General features: G+C 68.2%; 15 protein-coding genes. 4 read left to right on the top strand and 11 right to left on the bottom strand.

Going from position 1 to position 15,420, the window contains the following annotated elements:
- Nucleotides 1–12: 12 nt before the first annotated feature.
- Nucleotides 13–2,493, top strand: coding sequence for a DEAD/DEAH box helicase (locus AC14A7_RS09700; protein WP_484008492.1), 2,481 nt, complete (start codon nt 13–15; stop codon nt 2,491–2,493).
- Nucleotides 2,494–2,767: 274 nt separating this feature from the next.
- Here the strand turns inward: AC14A7_RS09700 and AC14A7_RS09705 are convergent, their stop codons facing one another.
- The 4 genes from AC14A7_RS09705 to AC14A7_RS09720 form a co-directional block, all read right to left on the bottom strand.
- The gene (locus AC14A7_RS09705; protein WP_484008493.1) at nt 2,768–4,018 is read right to left on the bottom strand and encodes an FAD-binding protein; all 1,251 of its coding nucleotides are present in this window, start codon (nt 4,016–4,018) and stop codon (nt 2,768–2,770) included.
- A gap of 26 nt (nt 4,019–4,044) precedes the next feature.
- A complete protein-coding gene (locus AC14A7_RS09710) occupies nt 4,045–5,322 on the bottom strand; it encodes an ABC transporter permease (RefSeq protein ID WP_484008495.1) in 1,278 nt (425 codons plus the stop codon).
- Nucleotides 5,319–6,044: an ABC transporter ATP-binding protein gene (locus AC14A7_RS09715; protein WP_484008496.1), complete on the bottom strand. Its 726-nt coding sequence runs from the start codon at nt 6,042–6,044 to the stop codon at nt 5,319–5,321. Before AC14A7_RS09715 ends, AC14A7_RS09710 begins: the two co-directional genes overlap by 4 nt.
- A gap of 82 nt (nt 6,045–6,126) precedes the next feature.
- Complete coding sequence (locus tag AC14A7_RS09720; protein ID WP_484008497.1) at nt 6,127–6,507, bottom strand: hypothetical protein; 381 nt, start codon at nt 6,505–6,507, stop codon at nt 6,127–6,129.
- Between the two features lie 41 nt (nt 6,508–6,548).
- Here AC14A7_RS09720 and AC14A7_RS09725 point away from each other — a divergent pair, with 41 nt between their 5' ends.
- Nucleotides 6,549–7,370, top strand: a complete 822-nt coding sequence (locus tag AC14A7_RS09725; RefSeq protein ID WP_484008498.1) for an alpha/beta fold hydrolase — start codon at nt 6,549–6,551, stop codon at nt 7,368–7,370.
- On the top strand, nt 7,367–8,023 hold the full coding sequence (locus AC14A7_RS09730) for an esterase/lipase family protein (RefSeq protein WP_484008500.1): 657 nt from the start codon (nt 7,367–7,369) through the stop codon (nt 8,021–8,023). Before AC14A7_RS09725 ends, AC14A7_RS09730 begins: the two co-directional genes overlap by 4 nt.
- Here AC14A7_RS09730 and AC14A7_RS09735 read toward each other — a convergent pair.
- From AC14A7_RS09735 to AC14A7_RS09765, 7 genes are read right to left on the bottom strand one after another with little or no spacing between them, the layout of a single operon-like run.
- On the bottom strand, nt 8,020–8,841 hold the full coding sequence (locus AC14A7_RS09735; RefSeq protein WP_484008501.1) for a UbiA family prenyltransferase: 822 nt from the start codon (nt 8,839–8,841) through the stop codon (nt 8,020–8,022). The two genes, AC14A7_RS09730 and AC14A7_RS09735, sit on opposite strands and share 4 nt — an antisense overlap.
- 23 nt (nt 8,842–8,864) lie before the next feature.
- A complete protein-coding gene (locus AC14A7_RS09740) occupies nt 8,865–9,905 on the bottom strand; it encodes an FUSC family protein (RefSeq protein WP_484008502.1) in 1,041 nt (346 codons plus the stop codon).
- Nucleotides 9,906–9,914: 9 nt separating this feature from the next.
- Nucleotides 9,915–11,000 carry a winged helix DNA-binding domain-containing protein gene (locus AC14A7_RS09745; protein WP_484008503.1) on the bottom strand — a complete coding sequence of 362 codons (1,086 nt, stop codon included), beginning with the start codon at nt 10,998–11,000 and terminating at the stop codon, nt 9,915–9,917.
- Between the two features lie 44 nt (nt 11,001–11,044).
- The gene (locus AC14A7_RS09750; protein WP_484008505.1) at nt 11,045–11,821 is read right to left on the bottom strand and encodes a class I SAM-dependent methyltransferase; all 777 of its coding nucleotides are present in this window, start codon (nt 11,819–11,821) and stop codon (nt 11,045–11,047) included.
- Nucleotides 11,822–11,855: 34 nt separating this feature from the next.
- The gene (locus tag AC14A7_RS09755; protein ID WP_484008506.1) at nt 11,856–13,151 is read right to left on the bottom strand and encodes a type II toxin-antitoxin system HipA family toxin; all 1,296 of its coding nucleotides are present in this window, start codon (nt 13,149–13,151) and stop codon (nt 11,856–11,858) included.
- On the bottom strand, nt 13,151–13,468 hold the full coding sequence (locus tag AC14A7_RS09760; RefSeq protein WP_484008507.1) for a helix-turn-helix domain-containing protein: 318 nt from the start codon (nt 13,466–13,468) through the stop codon (nt 13,151–13,153). Before AC14A7_RS09760 ends, AC14A7_RS09755 begins: the two co-directional genes overlap by 1 nt.
- 41 nt (nt 13,469–13,509) lie before the next feature.
- Nucleotides 13,510–14,583 (bottom strand): App1 family protein, encoded by a 1,074-nt coding sequence (locus AC14A7_RS09765; RefSeq protein ID WP_484008508.1) that lies wholly within the window; start codon nt 14,581–14,583, stop codon nt 13,510–13,512.
- A gap of 183 nt (nt 14,584–14,766) precedes the next feature.
- Between AC14A7_RS09765 and AC14A7_RS09770 the strand changes: the two genes are divergently transcribed.
- Nucleotides 14,767–15,417, top strand: coding sequence for a TetR/AcrR family transcriptional regulator (locus AC14A7_RS09770; RefSeq protein WP_484008509.1), 651 nt, complete (start codon nt 14,767–14,769; stop codon nt 15,415–15,417).
- The last annotated feature ends 3 nt before the right edge of the window (nt 15,418–15,420 follow it).

A 15,420-nucleotide genomic window follows, 5' to 3' on the forward strand; every position in this document is an offset into this window, starting at 1 on the left:
TACGCTCGACCCATGGCCTCCGCTCTGCTCGACCTGCTGCCGAGGCCCTTCGACCCGGATGCCGCCTTCGATGCCTTCTCGTCGTTCTGGACGGGCCGCGGTCTGTCGCTCTACCCCGCGCAGGAGGAGGCGCTTATCGAGATCGTGTCTGGCGCGAACCTCATCCTCAGCACCCCGACGGGCACGGGCAAGTCGCTCGTCGCCATCGGCGCTCACTTCGCCGCGATGGGGCAGGGGCGGCGGAGCTTCTACACGGCCCCGATCAAAGCGCTGGTGAGCGAGAAGTTCTTCGCGCTCGTCGACATCTTCGGCGCAGAGAACGTCGGCATGATCACTGGCGACTCCTCGGTGAACTCCGACGCTCCGATCATCTGCTGCACGGCAGAGATCCTCGCCAACCTCGCGCTGCGCGGGGGAGCCGACACCGACGTCGACCTCGTGGTCATGGACGAGTTCCACTTCTACGCCGACCCAGAGCGGGGCTGGGCGTGGCAGGTTCCACTGCTTACTCTGCCGCGGGTGCAGTTCGTTCTCATGTCGGCGACCCTCGGAGATGTCTCGAGAATCGCCGACGACCTCACTCTCCGCACGGGGCGCGAGACCGCCGTCGTCACCGGGGTCGAGCGGCCTGTTCCGCTGACCTACGAGTACGCGCTCACGCCCGTTCACGAGACGGTGGAAGACCTGCTCGCCACCAAGCAGGCCCCCGTGTACATCGTGCACTTCTCCCAGGCAGCCGCCCTCGAGCGAGCGCAGGCGCTGTCGAGCGTCAAGATCGTGACGAAGGAGCAGCGAGACGAGATCGCCGACGCGATCGGGGCGTTCCGTTTCTCCACGCGCTTCGGGCAGACGCTCAGCCGCCTCATCCGGGCCGGAATCGGCGTGCACCACGCCGGCATGCTGCCCAAGTACCGGCGGCTGGTCGAGCAGCTCGCCCAGCAGGGGCTGCTGCGCGTGATCTGCGGCACCGACACCCTCGGGGTCGGCATCAACGTGCCCATTCGCACCGTGCTGCTCACGGCGCTGACAAAATACGACGGAACCCGGATGCGGCAGCTCACTGCACGGGAGTTCCACCAGGTCGCCGGTCGCGCCGGCCGCGCGGGCTACGACACCGCGGGAACCGTCGTCTGCCAGGCGCCGGAACACGAGGCGGAGAACGCCAGGCTCGTGGCCAAGGCAGGGGACGACCCGAAGAAGCTCAAGAAGCTCGTGCGCAAGAAGGCGCCAGAGGGCTTCGTGTCGTGGGGCCAGCCGTCGTTCGAGCGGCTCATTGCCGCCGAACCGGAGACCCTTGTGTCGAGCATGCAGATCACGCACTCGATGATCCTGAACGTGATCGCCCGAGAGGGCGATGCCTTCACCGAGCTGCGCGACCTCATCTTCGGCAGCCACGAGCCGCGGGCGCGGCAGCTGCAGCTCGCGCGCACGGCGCTGTCGATCTACCGCACGCTGCGGGCGGCGGGAGTTGTGACGCAGGAGAACGGCGTCATTCGCCTCACCGTCGACCTGCAGCCGAACTTCGCCCTCAACCAGCCCCTCTCGCCCTTCGCCCTCGCGGTGTTCGAGCTGCTTGACCCAGAGAGCCCCACCTACGCCCTCGATGTGATCTCCATCATCGAGTCGACCCTCGACGATCCGCGGCCGATCATCTCGCAGCAGCAGTTCCTCGCGCGCGGTGAGGCCGTGAACGCGATGAAGGCCGAGGGCATCGAGTACGACCAGCGCATGGAGCTTCTGGAGGAGGTTCGGCATCCTCAGCCGTTGAAGGAGCTGCTGGATGCCACCTTCGGCGAGTACCTGAAGACCCAGCCATGGGTGGCCGACTTCGAGGTTCGGCCGAAGACCGTGGTGCGCGACATGTACGAGCGGGCGATGACGTTTGCCGACTATGTCGGCTACTACAACGTGGCGCGCAGCGAGGGCCTCGTGCTGCGATACCTCAGCGATGCGTACCGGGCGATTCGCCAGACCGTTCCAGACGAGGCGAAGAACGAGGATTTGCTCGACCTCATCGAGTGGCTCGGCGAACTCGTGCGGCAGGTCGACTCGAGCCTGCTCGACGAGTGGGAGCAGTTGATCAACCCGACCGCTCCGGTGGAGGGGCCGGTGCTGCCGCCCGCGCCGCCGTCGGTGGTAGCCAACCCCCGCGCGTTCCGGGTGCTCGTGCGCAACGAGCTGTTCCGGCGGGTGCAGCTCGCCGCCCTCGACAAGGTCGAGGAGCTCGAAGCGCTCGACCCGGACTTCGACTGGGATGCCGCCCTCGAGCTGTACTACGCGGAGCACGATTCGATCGGCACCGACGGCGACGCCCGCAGCTCTGCGATGCTCGTCGTCGATGAGGGTGCGTTCCTGTGGACGGTGCAGCAGATCCTCGCCGACCCCGCGGGCGACCACGACTGGCGCATCAGGGCGACCGTCGACCTTCTTGCCTCCGAGGAGGCGGGTGTCGCGGTCATCGCCGTGCAGTCGGTAGCGCGCTTGGACGGGTGAGCGCTGGTGCCGGCCGTCGGGACCGATTGCCGGTGCCCGAAGTTCGCACCGCGGTCGCCGCGGGTCAAGACCGAGCCCGCCTGCGGTCTCTCACGCAGCTCCGTAGGCACCGTCGTTTGACTCGGCCCCAACAGGACCGGCCAACAGGACGTGAGGTCATGTAGATCAGTCCTGTTAGCGCCGAGTAGGTGCGCCACGCCAGGTTTACTGCAGAGTCAGAGAGCGCACACGGTGAACTGGGTGGGCAGAGTGCGACGGACGGCCCCCGCGCCGACTAGAGCCCGAGCACCCGCGAGAGGTACGCGTTGCCGAACTTGCGGTCGGGGTCGCGCGCGAGCACGAGAGACCGGAAGTCGTCGTAGCGCGGGTACAGCGGCGCGATCTCCTCGACCCCGGCGTGGAACCACTTGCCCCAGTGCGGCCGCGCTCCGAGGGGCAGCAGTGCCTGCTCGATGATCGGCAGGGCGGCGGAAACCTCGACCGGCAGCTTCTTCCAGGTGAAGTGGATGTTGACGCAGTCGGTGTCGTAGGCGCCGCTCATCCACAGCGAATCCGCCCGCATAGTGCGGATCTCGGTGATGTGCAGCAGAGGCGTGACGAGCGGCGACAGGGCGCGTATCGCCTCGAGCGCGGCGATCGCGTTGACGCGGGGCACGAGGTACTCGCTCTGGATCTCCTCGCCGTTCGACGGGGTGAACTCCATGCGGAAGTGCGGCAGCCGGTCGCTCCACAGCCCCGGCACGCCGCCCTGCTGGGTCGTCGAGGAGGCGTCGATGTCAGGCAGCGGGTGACGGTCGGCCTCGCGCTTGCGGGCTCCGAACAGCTCACCGCGCACCTTTCCGGGCACGAGCTGCTTGAGCCAGGTCGAGCCGATGGTGTCGCCGCTCCAGTCGGTGAACATCGAGACGCTGTAGGCGGCTGAGGTGATGCGGTCGAGGTTCTCGAGGGCGGCATCCCACGGCAGGTCGTCCCAGACGTCCTGTCGCACCTGGAAGGCGGGTTCGACATCCAGCGTGATGGTGGTCAGGATCCCGAGCGCACCGAGAGAGACTACCGCGCCGTCGAAGTCGTCGTCCACCGGCTGCAGCGAGACGAGCTCCCCGTGCGCGTCGACCATGTCGAACCCCGCAGCCGCGCCGGCCAGGTTGCTGTTGCCATCGCCGGATCCGTGGGTGCCCGTCGCCACGGCTCCCGCCACCGAGATGTGCGGGAGGGAGGCGAGGTTGTGCAGGGCGAGCCCGTGGGGCTTGAGGGCTGTCGCGATGTCGCCGTAGCGCATCCAGGCCGCGACCTTCACCGTGTCGTCGTCGATGACCTCGAGCGAGTGCGGCAGTGCCGAGGTGTCGACGAGCACACCGTCGGTGTCGGCCAGGTCGTTGAACGAGTGGCGGCTGCCGAGGGCGTGAACCCGCGGGTTCGCTGCAACGATGTGCTGCAGCTCCTCGACAGTACGAGGGGTGACGATGCTGGCCGCGGCGTAGGTGTGGGTGCCGGCCCAGTTGTGGGCCGGGGAGGGGGAGCTCATGCTCCCATTCTCCCCGGCCCGTGCGACTACTCGTACCGCAGCGAGTCGATGGGACTCTGGCGCGCCGCCCGCGAGGCGGGAAGCACGGCGGCGACGAAGGCGATGGCCATGACGAGCAGCAGCACCGTCGCGATGGAGAGCGGGGTGAAGGCGATGATCTGGAGCCCTGCGAGGCCCTCGAGCAGCCCGTTCGACAGCACGGAGCTGATGACGGTGCCAGCTCCCATCGCGATGACCGCGCCGATGGCGCTGCCGAGGAGTCCGATGAACACGGCCTCGAGGCTGAACAGCCCGAAGATGCGTCCGCCGCTCATGCCCATGGCCTTCATGAGCCCGATCTCGCGGGTGCGCTCCTGCACGCTCATGAGCAGCGTGTTGATGATGCCGAAGCCGGCTGCGATGAGCGCGATGATGGCGAAGGCGTTGAGCACGAGGATGATGCCGTCGATGACCGCCTTGAAGGCGCCGAGCTGGTCGGCGGTCGTGACGCCCTCGTAGCCCGCGTCGACAAGAGCAGACTTGAGGTCGGCGATGCCGACCGCGTCGAGGGAGTCGTCGAAGCGAGCGGTGGCCGTCGCGAAGCCCTGGTCGCCGGTCACACCGGTCTGCTGCAGATCGAACAGGGATGCCGTGAGCTCGTCGTTCATGAGGGCGGTCGACCCGAACAACGTGGGCTCCTGCACTCCCGCGACGGTCGCGTCCAGCTCGTGCTGCGTTCCCTCGCCGTCCGTGACGGCGATCGTCACGGTGCTGCCGACGGCATCCGCGTTGCTCGAGAATCCGAGCGGGTCGACGAAATCGGTGGGCAGCACCAGCTGCGGCTCGCGCGCGCCCGGGTCGAACGAGCCCGCGACGAGGTCTGGGCTCTCGCCCGCCTCGCCGACGCTGATCTCGAATCGGTCTCCAGAGCCGTACTGGATGTAGTCGGGGCCAACCGCGACGACGGCCTCGGCGGAGACGATGCCGTCGATCCCGCGCAGGGTCTCGAGGTCGGCGTCGTCCATGGCGAGCACGGAGAATCCGGGAGGGCCGTCGGCGGCGATGGCGGACGCGGCCTCCGGGTCGTACTTCGTCGGCCCGTCCGTCTCCTCCGTCTGCTCCTGCGGCTTGGTGATGCTCATGACGTCGTCCGCGCCGATGGAGGAGAGCTGGGTGTCGATGTAGTTGTTGATGCCGGTGCCGAGCCCGTTGGTGATCGTGAGGGTGAACGCCCCGATGAAGATGGCGATGACGGTCAGGCTGGTGCGTAGCCTGCTGCGGAACGAGTTGCGGATCGCCCCGCGGATGACGTCGACGGCCCTCATGCTGCCACCGCCTCTGACTCGGTGGTCGAGCCCGTCGAGGCAAGGGACTCGACGATCTCCCCGTCGCGGAGGTAGATGCGGCGGTCGCAGCGCGCCGCGAGGTCCTCGTCGTGGGTCACGATGACGAGGGTGATGCCCTGGTCGCGGTTGAGGGCGAAGAGCGTGTCCTCGACGGCGGCGCCGGTGGCGCTGTCGAGGTTGCCGGTCGGCTCGTCGGCGAAGATGATGCGCGGGTTGTTGACGAGGGCGCGGGCGATGACAACGCGCTGCTTCTGGCCACCAGAGAGATCGGTCGCCTTGTTGAGCGCCTTGTCGCCGAGCCCGAGGCGCACGAGGGTGTCCATGGCGCGGCGCTTGCGCTCGGCGGGGCGCACCCCGGCGATCACGAGTGGCAGCATGACGTTCTCGAGCACCGTCGCGGTCGGCGTGAGGAAGAACTGCTGGAAGACGAAGCCGAAGGTGCGGTTGCGCAGTTCGTTGAGCTTCGCGCCCGTGAGCTTCTCTGCCGGGTGACCGTCGACGACGAGGCTGCCAGAGGTGGGGGTGTCGAGCATGGCCATGATGTGCATGAGCGTCGACTTGCCCGACCCGCTCTTGCCGACGATGGCGACGGATTCGCCCTCGGCGATGTCAAGACTCACCCCCGTGAGGGCGTCGAAGCGGCTCGGGCCGCTGCCGTAGACCTTCGTGAGGTCGGTGATGGATAGCACTGTGCTTGTCATATCCACAGGCTCCCGCAGGTGAGCGGGCCGCACATCCGCCACAGGGCCGAACGGCGGCTACTCCTTTCGGCGTAGCGGGGAGCTACGGCAGCAGGATCGCGATGGCGACGACGGCCGCAGCGATCAGGACGGAGTAGAGCATGATCTGCGCGCCCTTCTTCTGGTCTGCGCGCCGCTGCTCGGCATCCATCACGTTCTCCACTGCTCCGACCGATGTGCCGAGGTTGTAGAGCCCGCGCATGGCGAAGCCGACGCAGAAGTGCATCGCCGACTGAAGGAATCCGTTCGCGGCGGTCGCCGCCGGGATGGCAACGAGAACGCGCAGCACGTCGGGCACCCCGAGGAGCGGGAAGGCGACGAGAGCGGCGACCGTCACCACGAGCCCCGCCCAGCCGAGCTGGCGGCGCGCGCGACGCTCCGCCGGGCCGATGTTGCAGACGCCGGGAACATAGGTGCTGGTCATGCTCCCATTGTGCGCCCAGTTGCTGCTCATAGGCTGTCACAGTGAAGTTTCGTCGCGACCTGCTCGAGCGTGGTGAGTCGACCTATCGCCCCCGTCGCACCAACGGCGTGACGTGGTACCGCAGCCGGGCTGTTGTCGACGGGCTCGCGGTCGTGGTCAAGCGCTTTCCGCGGCCAGCGGATGTCGAGAACCCGGCCCGCAACTACGTGCTCGTGCACGGTCTCGGAGTCTCGTCGCACTACTTCGAGAGGCTTGCTGCCGCCCTCGCGCACGACGCCAACGTGTGGCTCGTCGATCTGCCGGGCTATGGATCCTCGCCCCGCCCTCGTCGCGACGTCACGATCCAGGAGCACGCGCGCGTCCTCGGGCTTGTCGTCCACTCCTCTGGCGTATCGGAGCCGGTGCTCGTCGGGCACTCGATGGGATGCCAGGTCGTCACAGAGATCGCCGTGACGATGCCAGAGCTGAGCGACTCGATCGTGCTGCTCTCGCCCGTCACCAATCCGGAGCGCCGCACGGCTGTGCGGCAGCTGTTCGACCTTGTTCGCGACTTCTTCCGCGAGCCGCCGCGAGCAGATGCCTTCGGGCTGTACAGCTACTTCCTCACCGGAAGGGCGCTGTACTACCTCCGGCAGATTCCGCACATGATCGGCTACCCGATCGAGGAGCGCATCCCGCTCATCGAGGCGGACACGCTCGTCGTGGTGGGGGAACGCGATCCGATCGTTCCGGTGCCATGGGCGACCGCGGCTTCGGCGCTCGCTCCGCGGGGGTCACTGGCCGTGGTGCCGGGAGCCCACGTGATCATGTACTCGGCGCCCCGCATCCTGTCGCAGCGCATCATGGAGCACGTCTCCCCGTGATCTCGCCGCTCGCCTACCTCGTCGACTACGCCGCAGCGCTTCGAATGATGGCATCGAGCCTTCGACGCGGCACGGGCGAGTCCTATCTCGACGGCTCACTCGCTCCCGTGCTGCTGCTGCCGGGGGTCTACGAGCCGTGGACGTTCCTGCGGCCACTCGCCGAGCGCATCCACGCTGCCGGTCATCCCGTGCACGTCGTGCGCGAGCTCGGCCGCAATGCGCGGGGTATCGCAGAGTCGGCGGCCGTCGCGCAGCACTACCTCGAGGCCGCCGATCTGCACGGAGTCGTCATCGTCGCCCACAGCAAGGGCGGGCTCATCGGCAAGCACATGATGCTGCTCGACGACACAGAGGGGCGTATCGACCGGCTCATCGCGATCGCGACGCCGTTCGGCGGCTCCCGCTACGCCCGGTACATGGTCGACCCCCAGCTGCGCGCGTTTCGCCCCACCGAGCGCACCATGGCGTGGCTCACGGCCAGCGCGGTGGCAAACGCCCGCATCACCTCGATCTACGGATCGGTCGACACGCACATACCCGAGGGATGCGCCCTGCCGGGAGCAGTCAACATCGAGGTGCCTGTCACCGGGCACTTTCGCGTGCTGGCCGACGAGCGGGTGCTGACGGCGCTCGACGCGGCGCTCGCGGGCTAGCGCAGGCTCGAGCCGCTCACGGCGAGCAGCACGACGTCGAGCAGCGCTGCCGCGATGATGAGCTGGAACAGCAGGCGCGTCGGCGGGCGGGTGAGCACGAGAACGAGGGTCGTGGCTGCAAGGGCAACGGCTACGACGAAGCCCGCGACGTGCACAAGGTCGGTGCTCGCGAACAGCAGGAGGCCGGATGCCGTGCCGAGCGACGAGGCGATGACCACCCCGGAGACCCGCGGCCCCACCCGGTGCGGCAGCCCGCGGATACCGGTTGCCCGGTCTGCCTCGAGGTCGGGGAGCACGTTGGAGAAGTGCGCCGCGATACCGAGCAGTGCTCCGGCACCGAGCGCCCACCACGCCGCGACGGCCGGCTGCCCTGCCGACAGCGTGACGAGGGCGGGCAGGAGCCCGAAGCTCAGGGCGAAGGGCGCGACGGAGACGGCCGTGTTCTTGAGCCAGGCGTTGTACGACCATGCGCTCGCGAGCACGACGAAGTGAACGACGGTCGCCTGCCATCCGAGGGGCACGGTCAGGGCGATGGCAAGCACGGCCGCGCTGATCGCGGCGGCTCGCACCGTGCCGATCGAGACGAGCCCGGCGGCGACGGGCTTGTCTGCGCGGCCTACGGCGCGGTCCCTCGCGGCGTCGAGCCAGTCGTTCGACCAGCCGACCGATAGCTGGTCGAGCAGCATCACGAGGCCGAGCAGAACCACCCGCCATGGCTCCAGCTGTGCGCCGATCGATAGCACGACAGTGACGATCGTCACCGCGATGGAGGGTCCGGGGTGGCTGGAACGGGCCAGCGCGACCGCTTTGTGCAGCATCCGCCCACTGTATCGAGGCAGGGCTAGCGCTCCTCGGCGTCGACGATGTTCTCGCGCACCCGGCGCATGTCCTCCATGAGCGAGCCGATGAGGATCCAGTTGTCCTCGTTGGGTCGAAGCACGCGCAGCGGCGACGTGAGGGCCGGTATCTCCGAGGTGATCGGCTCTGTGGACGAGCCGTCGGAGTCCTGCACGATGAGGCGCACGTCGTGCGCTGCGCGGCCGAGCTCTGTCGCGATGGCGATGACCGCCGGATCCGTCGTGAGCTCCGCGCTGTAGTGGTCGTGCACCGCGCGACTCATGCCGAGCACGCGGGTCACCAGGATTCCGAGCCTCGCGAGCACCTCGACGTCGTGCTGCAGCACGCGGCGATGGCGGCTGCGACGGGGATTGAGCGTGAGGCTCTCGTCGCCGCGCGCGACGGCATCCTCTGCCACCTGCCGGAGCCCGCGAAGGGTGCGCGCCTTGGCGAGCATCTCCTCGAGCTGCGCGGGAGCGCTCGGCTCGCGCAGCACTTGCTGCAGGCGATCCATGGATGCCGCAACCTCGCGCCCGAGACGCGCCACGGCCAGGTGCGCCGGCTGCAACAGCACCGGCGGAACGATCGCCACGTTGACGGCCAGCCCGATCACCGCCCCGATGACCGTCTCGACGATGCGCTCTGCGGCGTACGAGACCTCGAGGGTGCCCATGGTGAGCACGAGCATCGCGCTGATCGGTATCTGGTTGGCAGAGCCGGGGCCGAGCTTGAGAACCCAGGCGGCAACGAGGGAGATGACGACAGCGGCGAGAACCACCCAGCCCGGCGTGCCGAACACGAAGCCGACACCGTAGGCGAGCACAACGCCGAGGATCACGCCGACGCTTCGCTCCACGCCCTTGGCGAGCGACTGGTTGACGCTCGGCTGCACGACGATGAGGGCGGCGATGGCCGCGAAGATCGGGGGCGTACCGGGAAAGATGACCGCGCACAGCATCCATGCCGCGACGACGGCGATCGACGTCTTGACCACCTGGAGGATGGGGGATCGCGCAGTGGTCTGCAGTGTGGGAAACCGGCGCATGCTCTCAGGCTAGACCGACTCGACCGGCAACCCCACGAAGCGGCCGTAGCGATCGAGCCGCCGCTCAAACGCCGCACGTTCGCGAACGCCGAGCGCTCCGAACGGCACCGCCTCGACACGCAGCCTCGTGGCGCTCGCGGTTCTCCGCCATGTTCCGACGATCTCGCCTCGAACGACGATCGTCGAGAGGAACATGCCGTTGCCACCCGGCACGATCGTCGTGGCAAACTCCGGCGAGAGCTGGGCCGATCGGTCCTGGTAGCCGAGCACGTACTCGTCGAAGCCCGGCAGTGCGTGCACTCCGGCCAGCGCTGGCTCGAGGCCGGACCGGTGGTAGTAGGTGACGCCTTCCACCTCGATCGCCTCGAGCTGCGATGCGACGGCCGCGAGGCCGCGGCGCGCATCGGTGAGAGTGAGTGAGCTCCACCACGCGAAGTCGCGGACGGTCGCCGGCCCATGACCGGTGAAGTAGCGAAGAACGAACTCGGCCAGCGCCTCATCGCCTTCGAGCTGCCGTGGCTGCGGCACCCACTCCTCGAGCAGGGTGAACGTCGGCGTCTTGCCTCGCATCGGGCCGAAGACGAGCACTCTGCGTGCGCTGAGGGCGAGCAGCAGGTGGGCCCCGCGTTGTCCGCCGGTGTCGACGCCCGCGGTGTCGAAGGCAGAGAGCAGCTCGGCGCGCGAGAGCACATGGCCGCCGGCCAGCACCCGTTCTGCCGCGGCGGTCGCGGTGGCGAACTGCGCCTCGTCGAGTCCGAGCTGGCGGTGTCGGCCCGCAGCCGCGGCGACGATGCGCTCGCCCGTGAGGCGCAGCATCCAGTCAAGGTCGGCGGCCGGCACGAGGTGCAGCGTCCCGCGCATCGGCCACGAGCGCACCACCTCGCGCTTTTGGATCGACCGCTCGACGTCGGCAAAGGTCGCGTTGGCCGTGCGAAGGCCGACCGACCACATCGCGCCAGGGTAGTCCTGCGCCTGAATACCGAGCAGGTGGCCGACGACCGCGGCCGGGGAGTCGAGCGGCTCGCCGGCGATGTGCTGAGCGCTGAGCCGCAGGCTGGCGAGGAGTCGGCGATCGGCGGTGAAGGCGCGCGTCATTCGTCCAGTATCAGGGATGCCCCCGATAGCTCAGTGGCTGGCGGCTACGCCCGGTGCCCGATGACCAGGCGAAGGCCGACGTCGAACACGTCGAGGTCGCGGAACGACCCGTACTTCTCGTCCCACGCGCCCGACTCGAGATCGGCCGCGAGCGTGTCGACGAAGCGCCTGACCGTGTCGTCGTCGACAAAGCTCCACGCTGACATCGCTCGGCGTACCTCCGGGTCGAGCATTCGCTCCGGGCGCCCGTAGAAGGCCTGGCCGAAGCCGTCGGTGCAGTCGTTGGGTACGAGAATCTGGCGAACCTCCGTAACCGGCCCGATCGCGGCGGCGACGCGGTCGATGGCAGGCATGCGGCGCCCCTCGACCTCGAGCAGCTCTGGAACGTAGTCCATGATCCACCAGTGCTTCGGCGGAACGGGGTCGAATGTGAGGATGACGACCGGCCCGGTCGTGACGCGCCGCATCTCGCCGAGGCCCGCCTCGAGATCCGGCCACTGGTGGACCGTGACGGATGCCATGGCGGCATCGAAGGAGTCGTCGGCGAAAGGGAGGTGGTCGGCTGTCGCATCCACCGCGCGCGAGAGGTGCGGAGGGCGCTGCGCGCGCATCGACTCCGACGGCTCGACGGCCGTGACGTCGCGATCGGTCGGCTCGTAGGAGCCGGCCCCCGCTCCCACGTTGAGCACGGTGCGGGCGAGCCCGAACGGTTCGTGAAACTGCGCGGTGATGCGAGGGTCTGGCTGCCGGATCTTCGCGTATCCGGTGCCGATCTGCCCGTAGTCCGCGTCGCCTGCTGAGCCGTCTGAGAACCTCGTCATGATGGATTCAAGGGTAGCGGCTGCGAGATCGCGGTTACGCCGGGAACGACGCGGCGATGCCAGCCGCGCGGGAGGCCGGCAGCCCGGCGGCTTCGGCGAACTCCGACCAGGAGTCCACCGCGGCGCGCACGTCGGCGATTGCGGCCTTCGCTCCGGGAACCTGGTGACGGTCGGCGACGGCGAGGAGGTCGTCCATCGACACCCCGGAGAAGACGCCGTTGACCGACATGAGGTGCTGGTAGGTCCATGCGCCGTTGGGGTTGTAGGCGTGGGTGATGTCGTAGGCGGGGGAGAGCTGCCAGCGCTGCCCTGGCCCCGCGAGGGTGAAGGAGTGGTTCTTGGTGTGGTCGTCGCAGTTGGCCGCGAATACGTTGAAGACCATGCGCCGGAAGATCTCGGTGCGGTCCTGCGAGCCGAGACCGAGCTGCGCCGCGACCTGGAACAGCTGGGCGTAGTCATGCGTGCCCCGCTGCCGGAAGTCGAGGTGCGCCATGCCGCACAGGGTGAGCGAGTGGATGCGGCTGCCGTCGTCGGCGCGATCGAACCGCTTGGTGAGAAAGTGGGCCCGGCCGTTCTCCTCGAGCAGCTCTGACGGCATCATGCGGATGCCCGCTGCCGTGGCCATGAGGTGGTACGCGTACTCGATGCGGCCGTAGCCACCGCCGCCGCCGAGTTCGTCGTCGCCGCGCTGCCAGTCGTGGGCGATGCCGTCGAGCTTGATGAGCCACTGCTCGAATCCGGGCTCGGCGGGCAGCTGGCCCGACCGAATCTCGCCGCTCGCGCGGTTCCACGCGATAACGGCCTTGGCGCGCGCTCCACCGGCCGAGGTGCCGACCTGGATGAGCCCCTGCACCGCCGCCTTGGTCTCCCGGTCGTCGCCGAACTCGCCGTGCAGCAGGGATCGCGCACCCTCGACGAGTGCGCCGAGCTCTACGGCGCTGGGGCGGCGGTGCCGTGGGCCACGGGACGGCGCGAACTCGAGGGCTCCCATGCCGCGGGAGGCCATATAGGCAAGGCGGTCGAGCGGCGTCACCGCCGATTTCGCGACACCGTGCGTTGCCAGCCATGCGTCGATGAGAGCATTGCCGAAGTCGTCGGGCAGGGCGTCGGCGAGCATGGCCGGAAGCCGGTGGTAGGTATCGACCGGCAGCTGGGGAAAGGCGTATGGGCCCCCGCCGGTCGGCATGACTCCGGGCGCGAGCTCCACTCCACGCCCTGACCATTCCGGGTAGTACTCGAAGGCGTAGCAGCCGAGCGATGGGTCGAGGGCGACCGCACCAACGCGCTCGCCCCACGCGCGAACCTCGACGGCATCAACCGGGTAGTACATCAGCGCTGCCGGTACACGCGCTTGCGCGGCTGCCGGCGGGCGCGCAGCACGTCGATCGGGCTCACCCCGACGCGGGGGGAAAGGGCGGTGAGCCAGTCGTCGCGGCCGAGCGCACGAACCACCCGCACCACGGTGCGAAGGCTCGAGCCGTTGCCCTGCTCGAGGTTCTTCACGGCTCCGAGGCTGAGCCCGGCGAGGCTCGCCAGCTGGGCCTGGTCGAGTCCGGCTGCGATGCGAAGGGCGCGCACCTGCTCACCGAGCTGCTGCTCGATTTCGACGGTCGAGGCATCCAAATGTATGCCTGATGCAATAGCCATAAATATAGTCTTACAGACTTACACTCGATATAAAAGCTACATTAACGACTTTTATATTTCGGGAATGTGTCAGGCGGGAGGATGCCCGCCTCGCTCAGCTGCTCCGCGATGCCAGCGCCATCCGGGGAGTAGAACCACTCGACGCCGGGAGTGGATTTCGGACCCTCGCTGTTGCGGCCACCGGCGAGCACTGCCTCACTCGTCGACAGCTGGCGGATGGCCACCCCGGCCACATTCTGCGGTGACTCCACCGCGAAGTCGCGGTAGAGCTCCGGGTCGTGCTGGCCGTCGTCGCCCACAAGCAGCCACGACAGCTCGGGGAACTCGCTCGCGAGTCGGCGAAGCGTGGTGCGCTTGTGCTCCTGGCCGCTGCGGAACCATCGGTCGTGCGTCGGGCCCCAGTCGGTGAGCAGTAGCGACCCCTGCGGGTAGAGGTTGCGCTCGAGAAAGCGGTTGAGCGTCGGGGCGACGTTCCACGCTCCCGTCGAGAGGTAGATGACGGGAGCACCGGGATGCTCGCGCTTGAGCCGCTCGTAGAGCACGGCCATGCCGGGAACCGGCCTGCGGGCGTGCTCGTTGAGCACGAAGGTGTTCCATGCCGCGAGGAACGGGCGGGGGAGCGCTGTCACCATGACGGTGTCGTCGATGTCAGAGACAAGGCCGAACCTCACCGAGGGGTCGACGATGTAGACCGGGGCGACAACGGGCTCAGACCCCTCGACCGAGATCGAAATCTCGTGCCATCCCGGCGAGAGCTTCGCGTCGATGCGCACGTCGACGACGCCGCCGCGGTCGGCGCGCACCTCGCGGGTCATGCGGCCGGCACGCACCGTCACCGTCGCGTTGCCGACATGGATGCCGGTGAAGCTGCGCCATCCACGCGCGTTCACGAGCGGGGTGCGCCTCTCTCCCGGTCGCACGAGCTGCACGCGGCACAGCACGCGCACCCACGACGTGGAGCCGTAGCCGACGAACGGCACGATTCCGGCGATGAGTCCGCGTCGGCGGCCCCAGCGCACCCGGAGGCGGTGGAACGAGTCCTCGATACGGGCTGCGCGATGGAGGAGAGGTGCTGGCGTCTCCGGGGTCGCGATGACGTCCTGGGGCGCTGGCATCCGTCCATCCTTCCATGCGGTGCGGATGTTCGCTTTTCGCATCCGATTCGGCCAATACCCAGCTAAAGCTGAAGAAAACTGTCGAGAATTGGTCGCTATAGGTGAATTATTAGTACCAGCACGTCACGCGGCCTCGGAGCGGGGGGCCGAATAGGATTCGACTGGACGACGAAGGAGATCCACATGTCATTCTCAACCCTCGCGGAGCCGGCACACCTGGGTAACCTCGCTCTGCGCAACGAGCCGGTTCAGGCTCGCAGCACCGCACGACTGGCCGGTTTGCTCGACGCCGCCGCCGCGGTCATCGACGAGCTCGGCTACGAGCGGCTCACGACCGCCATGGTCGCAGAGCGCGCCGGGGCATCCATCGGCACGGTGTACCGCTACTTCCCCGATCGCATCGCCGTTCTCCAGGCGCTCGCGGCTCGCAACCTCGAGCGCACGCTCGAGCGCACGGTCGTCGAGATCAACGACGAGAAGAACGAGAACTGGGCCGACGCCCTCGGCGCGGCATTCGGTGTGTTCGTCGATGCGTTCCGCAACGAGCCGGGCTTCCGCTCGCTCCGCGTCGGCGACGTGATCGACCTGCGCCCGGCGCCGAACGAGCGCACCTTCAACTCCGTCGTTGCAGACACGCTTCGTGCCGCCCTTGTCGCGCGGTTCGACCTGCTCGACGACGAGAAGACCGCGTTCCTGTTCGAATGCGCCATCGAGATCTCCGACGCACTGGCAGCTCGCGCCTTCCTCTACAACCCAGAGGGCGAGCAGCAGTTCCTCGATGCGAGCCGTGACGCCGTCTACGGGCTCCTCGCGGAGCACTTCGGCGCGAAGTAGGCG

Source organism: Conyzicola sp. (assembly GCF_057073975.1).

Bases quoted from the DNA above. Each gene is read 5' to 3' on its own strand.
- AC14A7_RS09700 (WP_484008492.1), top strand. From the start codon at position 13: ATGGCCTCCGCTCTGCTCGACCTGCTGCCGAGGCCCTTCGACCCGGAT.
- AC14A7_RS09705 (WP_484008493.1), bottom strand. From the start codon at position 4,018: ATGAGCTCCCCCTCCCCGGCCCACAACTGGGCCGGCACCCACACCTAC.
- AC14A7_RS09710 (WP_484008495.1), bottom strand. From the start codon at position 5,322: ATGAGGGCCGTCGACGTCATCCGCGGGGCGATCCGCAACTCGTTCCGC.
- AC14A7_RS09715 (WP_484008496.1), bottom strand. From the start codon at position 6,044: ATGACAAGCACAGTGCTATCCATCACCGACCTCACGAAGGTCTACGGC.
- AC14A7_RS09720 (WP_484008497.1), bottom strand. From the start codon at position 6,507: ATGACCAGCACCTATGTTCCCGGCGTCTGCAACATCGGCCCGGCGGAG.
- AC14A7_RS09735 (WP_484008501.1), bottom strand. From the start codon at position 8,841: ATGCTGCACAAAGCGGTCGCGCTGGCCCGTTCCAGCCACCCCGGACCC.
- AC14A7_RS09740 (WP_484008502.1), bottom strand. From the start codon at position 9,905: ATGCGCCGGTTTCCCACACTGCAGACCACTGCGCGATCCCCCATCCTC.
- AC14A7_RS09745 (WP_484008503.1), bottom strand. From the start codon at position 11,000: ATGACGCGCGCCTTCACCGCCGATCGCCGACTCCTCGCCAGCCTGCGG.
- AC14A7_RS09750 (WP_484008505.1), bottom strand. From the start codon at position 11,821: ATGACGAGGTTCTCAGACGGCTCAGCAGGCGACGCGGACTACGGGCAG.
- AC14A7_RS09755 (WP_484008506.1), bottom strand. From the start codon at position 13,151: ATGTACTACCCGGTTGATGCCGTCGAGGTTCGCGCGTGGGGCGAGCGC.
- AC14A7_RS09760 (WP_484008507.1), bottom strand. From the start codon at position 13,468: ATGGCTATTGCATCAGGCATACATTTGGATGCCTCGACCGTCGAAATC.
- AC14A7_RS09765 (WP_484008508.1), bottom strand. From the start codon at position 14,583: ATGCCAGCGCCCCAGGACGTCATCGCGACCCCGGAGACGCCAGCACCT.
- AC14A7_RS09770 (WP_484008509.1), top strand. From the start codon at position 14,767: ATGTCATTCTCAACCCTCGCGGAGCCGGCACACCTGGGTAACCTCGCT.